The sequence below is a fragment of the Algibacter sp. genome, assembly GCF_029245835.1.
Classification (GTDB): Bacteria; Bacteroidota; Bacteroidia; order Flavobacteriales; family Flavobacteriaceae; genus Algibacter_B.
In genome coordinates, this window is sequence record NZ_JAQWOO010000081.1 from 34,338 (window position 1) to 51,438 (window position 17,101).

General features: G+C 35.4%; 10 protein-coding genes. 1 reads left to right on the forward strand and 9 read right to left on the reverse strand.

Going from position 1 to position 17,101, the window contains the following annotated elements:
* Positions 1-25: 25 nt before the first annotated feature.
* The 9 genes from P8K68_RS13230 to P8K68_RS13270 all read right to left on the reverse strand — a co-directional run bounded on the left by P8K68_RS13230 (position 26) and on the right by P8K68_RS13270 (position 15,683).
* Entirely contained in the window at positions 26-1,513 is a 1,488-nt protein-coding gene (locus P8K68_RS13230) for a glycoside hydrolase family 30 protein (RefSeq protein ID WP_300251860.1), read from the reverse strand.
* A gap of 20 nt (positions 1,514-1,533) precedes the next feature.
* Positions 1,534-2,835 (reverse strand): glycosyl hydrolase family 17 protein, encoded by a 1,302-nt coding sequence (locus P8K68_RS13235; RefSeq protein WP_300251862.1) that lies wholly within the window; start codon positions 2,833-2,835, stop codon positions 1,534-1,536.
* 2 nt (positions 2,836-2,837) lie between these two features.
* A complete protein-coding gene (locus tag P8K68_RS13240) occupies positions 2,838-4,058 on the reverse strand; it encodes a glycosyl hydrolase family 17 (RefSeq protein ID WP_300251865.1) in 1,221 nt (406 codons plus the stop codon).
* 51 nt (positions 4,059-4,109) lie between these two features.
* Complete coding sequence (locus P8K68_RS13245; RefSeq protein ID WP_300251868.1) at positions 4,110-7,565, reverse strand: hypothetical protein; 3,456 nt, start codon at positions 7,563-7,565, stop codon at positions 4,110-4,112.
* A 123-nt stretch (positions 7,566-7,688) separates the two neighbouring features.
* Positions 7,689-10,085: a PKD domain-containing protein gene (locus tag P8K68_RS13250; RefSeq protein WP_300251870.1), complete on the reverse strand. Its 2,397-nt coding sequence runs from the start codon at positions 10,083-10,085 to the stop codon at positions 7,689-7,691.
* Between the two features lie 13 nt (positions 10,086-10,098).
* The gene (locus P8K68_RS13255; RefSeq protein ID WP_300251872.1) at positions 10,099-11,001 is read right to left on the reverse strand and encodes a glycoside hydrolase family 16 protein; all 903 of its coding nucleotides are present in this window, start codon (positions 10,999-11,001) and stop codon (positions 10,099-10,101) included.
* 32 nt (positions 11,002-11,033) lie between these two features.
* Positions 11,034-12,014 (reverse strand): hypothetical protein, encoded by a 981-nt coding sequence (locus tag P8K68_RS13260; protein ID WP_300251875.1) that lies wholly within the window; start codon positions 12,012-12,014, stop codon positions 11,034-11,036.
* Between the two features lie 138 nt (positions 12,015-12,152).
* Positions 12,153-12,482: a hypothetical protein gene (locus P8K68_RS13265; protein WP_300251877.1), complete on the reverse strand. Its 330-nt coding sequence runs from the start codon at positions 12,480-12,482 to the stop codon at positions 12,153-12,155.
* Positions 12,483-12,494: 12 nt separating this feature from the next.
* A complete protein-coding gene (locus tag P8K68_RS13270) occupies positions 12,495-15,683 on the reverse strand; it encodes a glycoside hydrolase family 2 TIM barrel-domain containing protein (RefSeq protein WP_300251879.1) in 3,189 nt (1,062 codons plus the stop codon).
* Positions 15,684-16,172: 489 nt separating this feature from the next.
* On the opposite strand from P8K68_RS13270, the gene P8K68_RS13275 reads away from it, so the two are divergent.
* The gene (locus tag P8K68_RS13275; RefSeq protein WP_300251882.1) at positions 16,173-16,874 is read left to right on the forward strand and encodes a phytanoyl-CoA dioxygenase family protein; all 702 of its coding nucleotides are present in this window, start codon (positions 16,173-16,175) and stop codon (positions 16,872-16,874) included.
* The last annotated feature ends 227 nt before the right edge of the window (positions 16,875-17,101 follow it).

Below are 17,101 nucleotides of genomic sequence, written 5' to 3' on the forward strand. Positions count from 1 at the left end.
ATTTAAATTTTTAGTTAGTTTCGATTTATTGAATCACAATAGTTTGAATCGCTTTATCATCTATTGAAAACTCTACTTGTTTCTCATTTAATGATAGGTTTATAGTTTTTGGGGTTTCTGTTTCGTTAAAGGCAACAACTACAGTTGTTCCGTCAGGATTAATAGCTGCTGTAACCATAAGGTCATCGTCGGTATTATCTACCCCAATAACTTTAGCGCCTGGTCTTATAAATTTACTAAAATGAGCCATCGTATAATAAATAGGGGTAAAGTAAACTTCATCCTTATCTGGATCTACTATTATCGGAGCTACACACCAGTTTTTAAACCAGTTTGGACCACCTTGTCTGTCTAATACCATATTCCAATCTACCCAACCATCTACCCAATTATTTAGGCATCCAATAATATCTCTGGCGTAGCGATTAACAGGAGCGTATTTGGGATGTAAATGTTTTTGATCTTCTGGAGCCCAATCCCAACCCCAATCAGTAGCTTCTTTACTCCAGTACCAAGCATCCTCTTTCCATTTTGGTATTTCAGAATCTACACAAGCTTCTGTTTGAATTAGAAGTTTATTCGGCGCTTTATTATGCGCGTTTTGCAATTCATTTGGATAAATTTCGAAGGTACTATCATACCAATGAATGGCTGTTCCGTCAAAATACTTTGAAGTTGCTTCATTTTTATACATAGAATCAACCCAATCTTTTAAATGTGCCCGGTTTTGATCGAATCCTAAAATGATCTTATCACCTTTACCATCTGCCTCAAGCTTTGGTCCTAAATGATGTTGTACAAAGTTTGTCATTTCATCGGGTGTATAATGCATACTTTCCCAATTATTCCCATTACCCATAGGCTCATTTTCAACTGTAAACCCCCATATATCAATGCCTTCTGCTTTATAAGCGTCAAGGTATTTTGAAAAGAATAAGGCCCAAGTATCATAATATTCTGGAAGTAACTTACCACCAACCCAACTGTTATTGTCTTTCATCCAAGGCGCAGCTGTCCATGGTGATGCAAAAATTTTAAAGCCATCTTCAGAAACGGCCATGGCGTCTTTTATCATCGGAATAAGATCGTCTTTATCTTCCTGAATGGTAAAATGTTCTAAATCCTTGTCGCCTTCAACAGGTGCATAAGAATAATTTGAAACGGAAAAATCGCAAGAATTCATATGTGTTCTTGTAAGCGAATATCTTGCGCCATCCTTAGCAAAATAAGCTTTCAAAATGGTATCTCTGTTTTCTTTACTTAGCTTGTTTAATAAGTAAGCAGACGATTCGGTAAAAGCACCACCAAAACCTGTTATTGTTTGTAGTGTTTCTTCTGGTTTTAACTTTATAGCTGTTTTGACTTCTAAATTTTGAAACTCCGTCAATTTAGTAAGCTTATTACCACTAGCCGAAGTTTCATAAACTTCAACCACGAGTGTTTTATCCTCATTGTTACAACTCATCATAATTACAGTTACTATGACTAACATTATATATTCTAAATTCTTCATATGATTATTTTAATGTTCTCCTAGTTTTGACTAGCATGCCATTCTTCAGTAGTTGGGGGCACTTCAACGTCTTTCATTAAGGCTTCCTTATCGCCATTATACGTTTTTATTATTGTATTTCCATTTCTTGTTAATCCTTTAAATGTTCCTTTATCTACTTCATCCCAAAGTACATATTTTGCTTTCCCATCAACAGTGAATAACCCAAAATGCTTTTCAGAATTTCCAGAATTATCACCACCTTTCCAAGGTTCGTCAAATCCTTCGAAGTAAAAACATGACATTCCAGCTTCGTTAGTCCAGTCTCTCATGTGTTTATAGTAAAGTGCTTCTTTATACTCATCGCAAGCTTTCGATCCAGTAGTTCCATAGTGCCCAGAAGAAAAACTTGCCCATCCCGTTTCTCCAATATGAATTGGTTTATTGACACCAAGACTTTCCATATATTTCTTTACGTTATTAGTTTGCATCATAGCATAATTCTTGGCTCTCAACATGCAGATTTCAATTTTTTCCATATCCGTTTTACCTTCCAAACCTTCTTGATTTAACCAAAATTCTGGCTGATAATGTGTGTCATGCATAGGGTAAGTATGAACCGAAAGAAAATCTACTGTTTTGATTAATTTATTTAAATCTTCCACATGGTATTCTTCGCCACCGCCGCCCCAGGATGCAAAATTATCTGAACTTGTAATCCATAGATCTTTAGATAGTTTGTCTTGTTTTTTCAATTCTTGAAGATGATTAACCCATTTTAAAATAATCCATGGTTCTACATAATAACTGGCAGCCCATTTAACCATAGCCTCGTTACCTACGGCAATAACTTTTACGATATCTGGATATTGATTTGCTAATGCAACCGTTTTTTCAATTTGCGGTTTATTATCCTCACTTTCTTCATTATGAATAGGTTCTTGATCTGTCCATGCATTTTTACAATCTATCCAAGCACCAAGCATTACATACATTTCAAAACTTGGATCTTTCTGTTTTAACTCACTAATAGCTTTTAACAGATTTTCGGCTTGTGGTAAATGCACTTTATAGGTTCTAACAACTCTAATCCCTAAAGCATATAAAATTTTCATATCCTCTTTTAGCTCTTCTAGTGTTGGTTCAATACTATGGTCAGGATACCTGTAGCCCCCATAAGACATTGCTAAATATTCAGAATTTCCTAAAATATCTTTTGCTGTTAATTGCTCTTTTTCAACTACTTGATTCACAGTATTCTTTTTAACTTTATCACAAGACCATGCTAAGCAGATTAAAAAAATAAGCATGCCCTTTTTTATAATTGATACGTAGTTTTTCATAATTAAAAGTTTATAGCAGTTTCCATTCTATGAGGAGGAGGAACAACTTCAGACAGTAAATCGTCTTTATTACCATTATAGGTCTTTGTTATTGATTGTCCATCTCTAGTTAGACCTTTAAAAACACCTTTATCCACCAGATCCCATATAGCATATTTAGCCTGACCTATTAGGTTAATTAATCCAAAATGATTTTCAGAACCTAATGGATTTTCTGCATCTTTCCATTGTTCATCAAATGCTTCAAAATAAAAACAGGAAATCATTTCTTTATTAGTCCACTCTCTCATCAATTGATAATATCTACCAGATTTATATTCATCTGCAGCTTTTGATCCATCAGCACCATAATGTTCATTAGAAATAGTTGCCCACCCTGTTTCACCAATATGAACTGGTTTATTTATGCCTAATCGTCTCATATAGTTTGCAACTCCATCAAATTGTTGTTGAGAAAACAATAAAGCACGTTGCATTGCAGCCTCTACTTTTTCAACATCAGATAGCATGACCTCTTCATCTGGAACTAACCAAAAGGCGGGATTATAGTGTGAATTATGCATGGCGTAGGTATGCATAGATATATAATCTACAGCTCTTATAAGATTATTTAAATCTTCTGTGTGATATTCTGCATCCCCTCCGCCCCATGATGAAAAATCATCTGAACTGGTTATCCATAAATCCTTAGGAAGCTGTCCTTTTTTCTTTAAATCCTGTAGATGGGTTACCCATTTTAAAATAACACTAGGCTGCACAAAATAACTCGTTGCCCATTTTACCATAGCCTCGTTACCAACGGCAATCACTTTTACGATATCTGGATATTGTTTTGCTAAAGCTATAGCCCTAGCTATTTCTCCTTTATTTTGCTCACTTTCAATCTCATGATTTGGCTCTCTGTCTGTCCATGCGTTTTCACAATCAATCCAAGCACCTAACATCACATACATTTCAAAGTTTGGGTCTTCTTTTTTCAACTCGCTAATAGCCTTCAATAGGTTAGGAGCTTGTTGTAATTGTACATTATAAGTTCTTAAAATCTTAACCCCCATGGCTGCTAAGATTTTCATGTCTTCTTTAAGCTCATTTAAAGTAGGTTGAACATTACGCGTTTTTTTACGATAGCCTCCATAGGACATCGCTAAATAATTAGGGTTTCCTAAAATATCGGCAGCTGTTATTTGTTTTTCGGCTTTTGGCTTTTCGTTACGTCCTTGCATTAATAATAATATTGTGAGTATATTGTACTTCGTTTCTATTTGATTTTGTTTCTATTTTATTATTGAAACTACAATTTTATTTACTTCGCCTTTTCTCTCAAAAAGTGACTTTGAAACCTCAGTATCCAAACTTATAGCATCAGATTTTGCTCGTTTCCCATCATTAAAAACAACTTCCAAACCGTTTGCATCTGACAATTGATAAATGATTGGTACTTGACAATAAGTAAAACATAATGAATTTGCGTCCAATACCATCTCTTGCTCTTCCTTAGCTACATTTGTAAAACGGAATGTTGAAGGCGTTTGTAAAAACTCCTTAGTTTGTAATAAACTTGGTTTAAACCCTAGCTTTCCATCTTGAACAAATATGCCTAATTCTCCAAATCTGCTTAACACATCTTCTTTAACTTGTCCAGTCATTCCTGGCTGTTGTGCGCCTTTGGTAGCTGGTGTATGCGAATAAGGGTCGGTTGGTATTGCGCCATATAATTCTGGTGATTTATGAACCCCAATACCTGCGTTAATTTCGTAATAATGGTCTAATAATCTACCTATTACATCATCGCTTTCATTGCTGTTTATGGCTCTCAAACAATTCTCTTGAACGGCCAACAATAACTTAGATACCATGTGCCAGTAAATAGAGCCTAAACCTTCATAACCAAAAAATGTTCCTGAACGACCTGTAAAAGATTTATGATCAAAAATAGCTTCAAAGGTTTGAAGTAATAATTCCGTTTCAGATTCAACTAAAGATTTATAAGACTCATCTAGATTACTTAATGCGTCTTTTAGACTATTGGCATTATTAAAATTACCGTTAAAATGATAATTCCCGTTAACATCTTTTTCAATAATTTGCCTGTTACCCGCAGCAACTAATTTTTTAAGAAGTTCTGATTGATTAACTTTATCTGAAGAAATATTGTTCTTTTCATCAAACCTTGGTAAGTCTTTATTTGGATACAAAATATAACTATACTGGTCCGCTCTAAACAACGCACTACTTTTTAATCCGTCTAATAAATTTAAAGCTTGAATAGGAGAGAGGTAGCCGGCGCTTAACACCGCTACTTGACCTTCTAACATTTCTGATAAATAAGATATAGAAACAGCAGCATCACTTTTAACAGTCATTATGTTATAGGCATGATACATATTATCTTCACGCTTATTGGCATTAATACTGTGTTCTAAATAAGCTTTAGTTACTTCTATGAAACTAGAAATAGCCTCTAGCTTTAATTCCGATTTACCACTAGAAAACCCATTGTTATATATGGTTTCTCTGTATATGCTTCCAGCTTTTCCTAAACCATCAAGAACTGTTTTACGGTCTTTATCTGAAATGTTTCCTGCTAAAATATTAGCGTTACCTTGAAGTGTAGCAACTATCTCATTAAAGAAAATCGCTAATTCTTGAGAAACCTGAACCTCTTTAGTTTCTGCTTTTTTAACAATACCTTCAAAGAAATTTAAAAACCTGTAGATGTAATATAATGTGACCATAGATACACCATTACCTACTAAAGCATTGTTAGCGTCATTCCATTCTGGGCGTTGCGTATTTAACCAAATACCACCTTCTGGAATAAAGTTTGAAATTTTTGAAAGTACTGTTGCCAATAACTTTTCAACTAAATTAACCTTATAGGTATTTGATTTTTGGTCTAGTAATAAGGCACCATCAGCTCCTAATTTAGCCCTTCTTTCGTTAATTTTATGATCTAAATCATGATCAAAATCAATCGTATCTTTTGGGTTTTTTAAAGTATCCGCGTAGCTTTTAATTCTGTAAGGTACATTAGCGTATACAAACATATTCTGGTTGAAACGTTTCCCTAAAGTGTTCGGGTAGTGGTCTTCTATAAATTCTAAGAATTTTAAGAGATAAATAATTTGATGGTCGCCCCAATAACCAATATAAGACCATGGGTCGTTTTCTTCAATAATTTCCCAATCGAAACCATCTTTTGTTACACGATAAGGGTTATAACCATCAAACGTTGTTGCGTTTAAAAACTTATGAATCATCCCTTCAATATATTCAGGATAAGCGTGTGCTAAAGCTTCCCAATTCTGAAAAATATCACGCCAATTTCCTTCGTAATCCAAAATTTTAGAACCATCAACTTCACTTTGTGTGTTAATTGAAAACTTGTTCCAAGGTCTACTAGGATCGCCGTGTCTTCTACTAAATTTCAACGGTAAATATTCAAAACATAAGCGTTGAAAGTCAAGATTATCATCTTGCTCTGCTAAGTCTTTAAGTGATTTTAAACTAAAGGTGTCTTTTAAAGCATTTAATACGGCTCCTTTTTGAGCAAACACCTGATTATTGGCCTTACTTATGTACTTAATAAAATCTGATTTTTCAATAGTATAGGCATCATCAAAAATACCACCACGCATAATGTTAAATAGTGTATTAGAGAAATGTCTTGTATTAATAAGCGCATCTGCTGTAAGCTGTAATCCATCTGAGGCACCCGTTAAATCAATTAAATTTGCTGTTCCTGCATCGATATCTTTTTGAACTCGATTTGATAAATCTTTATCTTTTTTAATAATTTCTGAAATCTGAACAACATCTGAAATAGACTGATTTAAATTGGCCACAAACATCCAATTGTTTTGATGTCCTGCCTCAAGTTCTACAGTTGAAGATATGAAATAAGCGCCTTTTTCTGCTTTAACATCAACTTCTTGAAACACGCTTTCGCCTCTTCTAAAATCATTTAATTGAGAAGAAGATAATAAATACGTTGGGTTTTTTAAACCTGAAGACCAAACAATATTAGATTTTAATGATTCACTTGGTTCTGCTTTATCAACAATAACAGCACTTAAAGCGTAAATCCCTAAACCAACTTCAGCTTGTAGCTCATTCTTTTTATAAGCATCAACCAAGTTACTTCTGTTGTTTTGTAAATCTGAAGTTACTGTAGCGGGTAATATGTTTTGTAAACCATCAAGCACTGTAACTGTAACTTTAGAATCTGTACTGTTTATTAAAGTGGCCTTTTTTATAAAGCCAAATTCGCTACTAGAATTCCATTGATACCTGTAGGTTAAACCTAAATCGAGGTTATTTTCTTCAAATACCACTTTATTTCCGTATACATTTTTGTAAAGGTTTGTTTGTGTTTTATAGGTTCCCATTTGGCGGATTGAAAACGGTTCCCAAATCTGAGTTTTCCCATTTAAATGGACTTGAAAAATAGCTTTACTACCTGTAGTTTCAGCCATTTCTGTTATTTTATCATCCGTATAATATGGAAATAATGAAAATTCAGCATTTTTTCGTCCTGCAGTCAAACCCCCGTTACTTGATATAAACATCCAGTGATTAGAATCACTAACAATGCTCATAAAAAATGGGCGCATTTTATCGCTGTTGGAAATCTTATAAAAAGATTCATTATCAAAAGTAACTAGTTTTCCCGTTATTTTTTCTGAAAGCTCTGTAGCTATCTCTTCAGATTTTAAAATTGGTTGGTTCATTAATCTATTTATTTTATTAGGTTTTTTTAACCCTTAATGCACAATTTATGAAAAAGGCTAGCTAGTACAAATACACGCTAGCCTTTTTATTCTACTTAAATTATATAATTACCTCTTGTTGGATTAAGGAGCTGCTTTAAGAGATACATTATCTATGTAAACAGTGCCTGTAGTTGTAGAGCCACCACCTATTAGCTCTATCAATAGCGACATACCTCCATCAACATTGGCTGCTGAGGTGAAAGGTAAAGTTTTAGTTGTCCATGCGCTTGAAACATTACCTTCTCCAGCTATAAGATTATGCCTCACCGCCCCAGTTCCTGAGTTTTCTGCTGATTCAGAAAAGGTTGCTGCATTCAATATTGAGCCATTAGCAACAGGATCATTAACATCTGCTCTAATATCAAAAGTTACAACATAATTAGTATTTGGTTGAATAACTCCAACACCAAAACGTGTTTGCTTGATACCAGGGTTACCTCCTGGAGCAGTTTTTACTCTTACGGAGTTGCTTCCACCATTGTTTACGTCTGTTACAATCTCAGAGGATGTGCCAGCCTGAATCTGAATAAGCTCCCAACAATCTGCATTTGCTTCAAAATCACCATCAACAATGAATTCACCTGCAGCTGGAGCAGGACAATCGCCAGTGCCACCACCACCGCCACCGCCGCCGGTACCACTGTTTAATTTTAAATCATCGAAATAATAGGTGTTTGTGCTTGCAGTTGAAATATCAAAGAATATTACAATCTTATCATACTTACCACTATCAGCGGCACCAAAAGGAATCGTAAGCTCTTCCCATTCGTTTGTTTTGGTAGTACTTGTTGTAGATTCTCTATCGCCTGAATTGACAGCTCCTTCTGTTGATTTATCTTCTAGTTTTAAAGTTACTTTATAACCAGACTGAGGAGAAAATACTTTTATTGTGAAATTATCTCCATCTGCAAACGTAAATTTATCAGCAAAATCTAATTGTAGATTATCCCAAGGCTGTACATTCGATTTTGTTACTTTACCTACTTTACATGAATTGTTTGCGGTTGCACTAAAATCTGGGTTATCCACATACTCATAGGTTACATTATCTTGGAAAAATTTACCATCAGTCCCCTTTGTAGGTATAGTACCAGGGTCAGTCGCAAACGTTAAGTCTAAGTCTGCTGCGGTTAGTGATTGAGGTGCATCTGCAACACAATTATCGCCACCGCCGCCGCTAGTATTTAATTTTATATCATCAATATAATACACGTTGGTATTTGCATCTCCTTGTAAATCAAAGAATATTACCATTTTATCATATTTACCGCTATCTACTGCATTAAACGGAATTGTAAGCTCTTCCCATTCGTTAGTTTTAGTAGTCTGAGTTGTAGATAATACATCTCCTGAATTAACAGCGCCTTCGGTTGTTTTATCTTCTAACTTCATTGTTACGTTATAGCCTGAAACCGGAGAATACACTTTTATTGTGAAATTATCTCCATCTGAAAACGTAAATTTGTCGTCAAAATTAATTTGTAAGTTATCCCAAGGCTGCACACCCGATTTTGTTACTTTACCAACTTTACAAGATCTGTTAGCATCCGTAGAACCATCTGGATTATCGGCATATTCATAAGTTACATTGTCTTCACTTACAGAAGAAATACCACCTCCTGCAATTGCCGGATCGCTTAAAAACGTAATGTTAAGATCTGCAACGTTTAAAGACTCTTCTGTTTCTGGCGTACAAAGTGGAGCAGGAGTTTCAATTTGCATCACATCATCCATATAAAACGTACCCGATGCTGTACCAAATCCATCAACAAATAACACTAATTTTGAGTATGAGGTTGTTTCAGAAAAACTAAACAAAAGTTCTTCCCATCCACTACCAGTATGGCTTACAATTACATCTGAAGTAGATGACGATCCTTCCTCTAGTTTTAATAAAATATCTACCGCAGCGTCTGCCCAAAAATTCATTTTAATAGTTCCTCCTGTTGCTAAATTGATAGCTGAACCTAATTCAAAAAATATACCTTCAAAGGTCGCACCACTATTCGTTATAGCACCTACTTTAGAGGCTACACTGTTTGAGCCACCAGGAGCGGGGTTATCAACTACTGCAAAAGAAGTACCATCAAAAGCCGTTGGCTCATATACGGTATTTGCGCCATCAAAAGTGATTGGCAATGTGGCTATTTCAGGAATTAAAATGGTTATCTCATCTTGAAACGTATCTGAAGATCCAGAAACGGCAGACGCCTTTAAAACAACGGTATAAGTACCATTTTGGTAAGCCTTAACAGGGTTAATGAGTGTAGAGCCGCTTTGATCTCCAAAATCCCAAGTATAATTTGTGGCGTCTGTTGATAGATTAATAAAAGTTACCACCCCTGTATCTGCATTAAGAGTATACGTAAAGCCTGCAAGAACTTTTGGTAAATTCGTGTCATCCTCTTCGCAACCTATAAAGGTTATAGCCAAGATTAAAATTGAAATCTGTTTAAATGTTCTGATTAATTTTTTCATTGTCGTTTTTTTATTAGTTGTTACTTCTTTTGTATACTCTTACATAATCTACGAGCATGGATTGAGGAAATATTTCGTCGCTGTCCGGATTTCCAGGAAATGCACCACCAACAGCTAGATTAAGAATAATGTAATAAGGCTTATTAAATACCCATTCGCCTAACTCTCCAGTTAAATTGGCAGGTGTTACGTTAAGATCGGCAGGTGTTATTTGATTATATAATACATCGTCTACATAAAAATTTATATAGTCTGGACCCCATTCAATACCAAATATGTGGAATCCATTATCTATTCGCTCCTCTAAATCGTAACTTTTTGTGATTTGTCCTTGAGGAAGCGTTAAGCCTGAATACCCCGGGCCATGAACTGTTCCGCTAATAGACGTTGGCTCATCCCTTCTATATTCCATAATGTCAATTTCTCCGCATAACGGCCAATTTGAATCGAGTTGCTCTCCAACATCCTCGCAATCTGCTCCGAGTAACCAAAAGGCTGGCCATAAACCTGAACCAGACGGAACTTTTATTCGCGCTTCGAAACGCCCATACTGTTGTTCAAACAACCCTTTAGTAGAAAGTCTCGCCGAAGTAAAGGTGGCATTTTGAAAGTCTTCTTTCTGTGCCGTAATAAGCAACATCCCATTTTGTACCGATACATTTTTAGAACGATCTGTATAAGACTGTAGCTCATTATTTCCCCATCCGTCAAAACCCGTTCCAGTATCGTAACCCCAAATGGCAGGATTTGGAACACCATCAACATCAAACTCGTCTGCCATAACAAGTACGTTAAAAGTTGTCACTGTTTGTTTCTCATCTGTTTCACAACTATAGATAACTAAAACCGCTACCAATAGAAAAGACATAAAGAGTAAGGTTTTTTCCTTTATTTTATATGTTTTTGTTTTATTCATCTTTTTATTTTTTGAATTTTATATTATCTAACTTATTCCTTATAGAAGTAAATATTATCTAGTATGAAGTCTGGACCGCCTGCTAAAATTAGTGCTCCCAAATTGTTCTTTTGAGTAGCAAGTCCCGCATCTAACGGAATATCTATAGATGTCCATGATCCAACTGCTAATCCATTTGCATCAAACCTTTTATCTTTATCATCACCATCAGGATTACCGGTAAAAACATTCGTTTCTATTTCGCCATTCGCTCCTACATCCCTTATTTGTATATTAACATTGGTACCCGCATTTTCTGTATAAATATCAATATGCAAATGTGTTAACGTCGAGGCGTCTATTGTGCTATCGAAAATAATGCCTGTAAAATTATTATTTGTATATGCCTGCACCTGTTGACCAGTTGACCCTAATTCAGTTGTTTGTGTTGTAGAGCCGCCAAAACCGGGACTAAAATTACTAGTAGTAGCAGGGGTATAGGCATCACTATAAATAGACTTAACATCTATTGCTGGTCGGGTTGGAACTGGAGCAAGGTCTAACCCTCCACTCGAAGTGATAGTTAATGAGCCCTCTGCTTTAATTCCAGATAGCGCAGCTGTTATTTCTGCTGTACCCTCACCAATAATACTTACAATCCCATTCTCATCAACAATAGCAACATCGGTATTAGATGATGAAAAATCAAAATACCTAGGAGCAGCGTTAACTACAACATCTAGTCCATTAATATTATATTTTGGCTGTAAGCCCGATGCCGCAAGATTAATTTCACTTCCTGTAAATGTTTGTACTTCCGCATCTTCTCCTCCCAAAATAATCGGTCTTGGTTGAGACACCGATCCTAAATTTTCAAATTTAAGTTCGTCTATCCAAAAGGTAAATCCCATACCACCAGTACTTTGAGATCCTGCAGAGAAAAGAAACATCCCTCTTTCTTGTACTAATTTAGAAGGATCAGGAATTGGAATAACATATTTTTTCCACGTTGTAGATAGCTGAATATTTTGCAAGCTCGTAGCATACTTGTCTCCAACAAAACCTTCTGGAAAATCATCGCCAAACGTTGTGCCAAAACCAACATCCCCAACTGTTGCTGTTGTAGTGCCTTTTGCCCAAAACGTAAGGGCATTATACCTAGTTAAATCTCTTCACTCTCCGCGATCTCTAAAAATACCCCCTATATAAGTTCCGTCAGGATCTGTATCCGAAGGAACAGCAATTCTGATAGATGTTGTGCCTGCATAAATATCCTTATTACTCACACCAAAGCCTTCCGTATTAGCGCCCGTTGCAGGATCAAACGACACAAAGAATTGATCGGTAAGTCCAACAGGATTATCAGTAAATATTTCGGCATTGCTTGGAAATGTAGCAAAAACCGCTTCATCAGATAGTTCTCTATCACAACTCACTACCATAGTGAGTATGCAGCCAAGAATAGCTGTTATTTTTGTATATGTAAATTTTATGTTTTTCATTTTCATCTTATTTTATTTACCAATATTGATGTGTACATAGGTTCTAATCTCCCATTCGCTTCCGTTACCAAATCCAACTGGACTTGCTAGAGGAATTGCTGGAACTGCGCCAGCTGGAGCTGCAATAGGTGAATACCTAGGTGAATTTTGATCTAACGATCGCCACGAGCCACGGATACCTATCTTAGTATCTGGAAGAATAAACCAATCTGGTTTTCCTATTGATGTTGAAATATCAATAATGTTTTGAACTGGAAATGTGAGGTTAAAATCGCGGTGGTAATCAAAAGGTCCCCAATCGTTAACCTTGAAACCATAGTCAATTTTCCAATTGTTATAAATCATTTTAAAGTTTCCACCAAAGCGTTCTATAGTTCTATCGCTATCACCATTCGCTTGAGCATTCCCACCATAAAAGTTTGCAATAATTCCTAAATCTCTATTTACTTTAGAAACAACACGAGAACTTATTTCCCAAAGGTCTTGTCGTGGTGCAGATTGTCCGAACGGAGCAAAAGTACGATTGGCTAAAAACCCTATGGCTGCATCTTGTGCTGTAGGATGATGACGGTACACAAAACCTAGGTTAAACGCAATTTTTGCATCCTCCGCACGGTCGTTATCCCACTCATAAAAAAACGATCCTGGTGTGGGGTCAAAAGTTAAAAGTAACTCCCCAGCTGTTGTTTCTCTGTTACCTCTAACAGCGAACGGATCGCTTATAAAGTTCCTTAATCTTCCAGGAGCACCTATATCGTTAGGCATTGGTGCTACTAAAGGTTTTTGCCAAAGGAAGTTTGGTGCAATTTGCCATTTTCCTGTGCTTACTGTAAAACCGGTAAGTACATTGGTTTGGTTACCACTTCCTGAATCCTTAAGTTTCCACCCTGTAAATGTCATTGTCGCATCAGCACCTCCATTAGCTACTAAGCCCATATAAGCACCTTGAGCGTACCAATTAAACCTTCCTTTTTGATACGTTATTTTTGCTTTTGCACCCCAGTTGTCATCTGAATTTATTTTATCTTGGTAAACCACATAATTACCTGATTCGCCAGTGACGTCTTGAAACGAACTCCCATTTAATGGACTACCTCCCCAAATACCACCTATTAAAAAATCAAAAGCTCCAAATTCTCTTTCAAGAGCTATAGTAGCGCGTTCTGTAGGCCATCCCGGAATCACACCACTACGAACCTGATTAGCATTAAGAATCCTTTGTCCGTTTGCATCGAAATTTAAGCCTGTATCTAAGTCTCTATGATAGATACCAGTTACGTCCCAATGATTTAATTTTGTTCTATACTTTAAAAGTACGGTTGGATTTGCTCCCCACCATAATTGTGGGCCAAATGCTGCCTTAAACCCATCTAAAGACCCTTTTCCATCAACCTCCATGCCTAATATCTCACCATTATAGATATCTAAGTTAGGGCCATAATTAGCTTCCGGATATAAACCGAAAAAATCGCCCTCATACTGCCAATGGTAATGTCCTGTTCTATAAAAACCTCTTACATCTGCATGTTTTGAGTTCCATTCAAACTCTGCGTTATAAACTCTTACTCGATTATTATCTGTTATAACAATTTCTTCACCGTTTGCATTTACTACCGTTATAGGGGTGCCAACACTTTCGTAAAAAATCTGATCAATAGGGTTTTGCGCTACGTTACCAAGTACATTAAAGTTAACTTCTGCCCTCATATTCGAAGTTGGGTTTCCTTCAACACCTATATAATAAGACTGCATATGATCAAACCCCAATTGGTTTGGAAAGTCTTCAGTATCTGGATCAGCAGTATTTGGAGTTGTTATTAAACTTCCCCCTGTATTAAATGTTGAAAACTCAGCTCTGAAATTACTAAGTCTAATTTTATCTGAGCCATCTCCTTTTAAAGCTGCTTTATCGCCACGTGCTTTTAAAACCGCATCCATAAGTTGAATGTTACTAAAATGATTTTCAACAAACGCTGCATCAACGCCTTCAGCATAAGGGTTTAATTGATGTGCTTCTTTTAAGGCGTAATAAGCGGCACGTGGATATAATTCGTAAAGTCCTCTAGAACTAGTTGGTCCTTTTGCACATATACCAAACCACTCTTCGTTCATATTGTTTTCGCCAGGTGCTAAATCAATAGAATAGCCACCATTAGCCCATGATGCGTTCGTGTCGTGCAAATCGGCATTCTCTCTATCATCAAAACCAAATTTCCACCAGCCATCACTAAACTGAAATGTAAAACCTCCTAAAGAGTTATTTGCTTTTCCTAATCCAGCAGCATTTTGATAAATCTCCTTCCAGTTCTCAACCATATAATAGGCCTGAGCTTTTTGGTCTTCTTTACCCTCAATAGCATTAAAAGCATCAGCTCCAAACTCAGTAAACATAATTGGCTTGTTAAGCTTTTCTTTCACAACGTCAAACATGTCTGTAAACGACGCTCCACGATAAGAATTCACCCCATATATATCTACATCTTTACATTCTTCTGCGATAATATCAATAAACAAAACGTCACCGTTACATATAGCAACGGGATGCGAAGGATCCATTTCTTTTATCATTTTAGAAACTTCGTTCATCAACCTATACATTGGTCGTCCACGACTTTCTCCTATAAAATTTATTCTTCCTTCATCATCTGGAAAATCCTCAGTTTCCGCACCTGCCCAAAACAAACCATAATTGTTTTCGTTACCTAATAAATAAAGCAGTAAACCCGGTGTATCTTTATACCCTTCTACCAAATCTTTCATATCTGTCACCAACTGATCTTTTGTAGTTGGGTCATCATAAATAGTAACGGGCGTCCATGCACCATTAATAGTTAAACCATATCGACCAAAAGAATGATTAAGCATGGTATAGATACCGTAGTTTTCGTAGATATACTTAATCCATCTTGCTGGAACTCCAGTGTATTGGCGTATTACATTAACATTCATATTCTTTAACAAAGACATTTCTGTGTCAAGTCCTGCCTTGATAACATCATCTGATTTGTTCCAAAAATTGGCATTAACAGTATTTGTTCCAATTGGGATAAAATCCCAATTCATACCATTAATTATAAAATCCTCTCCATTGACAACTAATTTCATGCCGTCTGCATTACTTACAACTTCTACTTTATTTGCCTGCGCAAAAGAGAATGTTGTAAATAATAAGAGTAATAATCTTAGAAAATTGTTTTTCATAGTTTCACTTATTTTGAGTTGTTCGTTTAATTAGTAAGCTTTGTTAGGTAAAAACTTTGGGGAAAGACTTTTGTTAAAAATACCTTAAAACATTACGAATTAAATAAAAAATACCTCAACAAAAAACATACACTGCTAAAAAACACCCCTATTTTTGACAGAATAGCAATATCAATAGGGTTTAATTCCCATATTATTTATTAAAGAACACTTATTTAAATTTCAATATTTTATATAATGTTGTGGTATTGTATAGGTATAATACTTTAATGTTGTGTTTGTTTTTTTGAATGTTTATATTATAGAACATTGTATAAGGTCATAAATGTTATTTTTTTGAAAAAAATTAATGTTAATCTAAATAAATTGTTAAAAAATATTTCTATTCAAGACTAAACTTGAAAGCACAATAACTACATCATTGAAATTATAAGTATCTTTATGAATTAGTTATGATTGCAAGGTTCCACTTTTTAAAAATTAATAATAATGGATTACAAAAAAATAAAACAAGAATTTTGGGAAAAGGGGTATGTTATTTTTGAAGCGTTCTTTCCCGAAGACCTGATGGACCAATATCAACAAATTAATCTAGATCATTTCCGATTGAATAAAGGTTGGGAACACACTAATGATTATATCACTAAATCTCAAAATGAAGTTATTCCATGGTTCCCATATCAAGAAGGTAAGCCTTATTTTGATGACATTGATAAAGACGACACATTTAACAAAATAACTGATGCCATTTTAGATAATAAATGGGAGAATTTATATTGCATGATGATGTTTTCCAAAGCAGGTAGTATAGGTCAGGCTTGGCATCAAGACTGTCCGCCAGAAAATTCAAAAATGTACAATTTGAATAGATTAGTATATACGCATGATATTACTGAAGACACAGGAGGCGCTATTGTAATTATGCCTGAAGCACACAAAGCAGGGGTTTTACCAGTAGGGGTACCCCATGAGGATATAGAAGGTCAAGTGGTTTATAGACCTCAAAAAGGTACTGTAATATTTTTACATGGGCATTGCTTTCATAGGGTTATGCCTGTAAAAGAGGATAGAGTATCTTCTAATTTTAGAGCAGTCCCTTTAGGTGTACCAGAAGACATAACGGATATTTGTGTCTATAGAAACATGCGTTATAAATTTTCAACTGAAGAAATAATTGAAGAACGCTTTTAAAGAAAATTAAATAAATCGATGACTTCATACAAAGGTTTGGTGTGCATAAGAACGCCATAACTTGTGTTATCTCTTAATTGGTTTCAAATAGGCAGTATCTCATAAACTGTGTAAGTTTTAAAATCTCAGGTTAATATTTAGCCTGAGATTTTTTATTTATTAATTTTAAATTTTACACATTTATGAAACCAGAAGATTTATTGAACGAAGATTTTTTAAAGCAATTT

Excerpts from the sequence above, each read along its gene's own strand:
- P8K68_RS13230 (WP_300251860.1), bottom strand. The coding sequence starts at position 1,513 with ATGAAGAATTTAGAATATATAATGTTAGTCATAGTAACTGTAATTATG.
- P8K68_RS13235 (WP_300251862.1), bottom strand. The coding sequence starts at position 2,835 with ATGAAAAACTACGTATCAATTATAAAAAAGGGCATGCTTATTTTTTTA.
- P8K68_RS13240 (WP_300251865.1), bottom strand. The coding sequence starts at position 4,058 with ATGCAAGGACGTAACGAAAAGCCAAAAGCCGAAAAACAAATAACAGCT.
- P8K68_RS13245 (WP_300251868.1), bottom strand. The coding sequence starts at position 7,565 with ATGAACCAACCAATTTTAAAATCTGAAGAGATAGCTACAGAGCTTTCA.
- P8K68_RS13250 (WP_300251870.1), bottom strand. The coding sequence starts at position 10,085 with ATGAAAAAATTAATCAGAACATTTAAACAGATTTCAATTTTAATCTTG.
- P8K68_RS13255 (WP_300251872.1), bottom strand. The coding sequence starts at position 11,001 with ATGAATAAAACAAAAACATATAAAATAAAGGAAAAAACCTTACTCTTT.
- P8K68_RS13265 (WP_300251877.1), bottom strand. The coding sequence starts at position 12,482 with ATGAAAAACATAAAATTTACATATACAAAAATAACAGCTATTCTTGGC.
- P8K68_RS13270 (WP_300251879.1), bottom strand. The coding sequence starts at position 15,683 with ATGAAAAACAATTTTCTAAGATTATTACTCTTATTATTTACAACATTC.
- P8K68_RS13275 (WP_300251882.1), top strand. The coding sequence starts at position 16,173 with ATGGATTACAAAAAAATAAAACAAGAATTTTGGGAAAAGGGGTATGTT.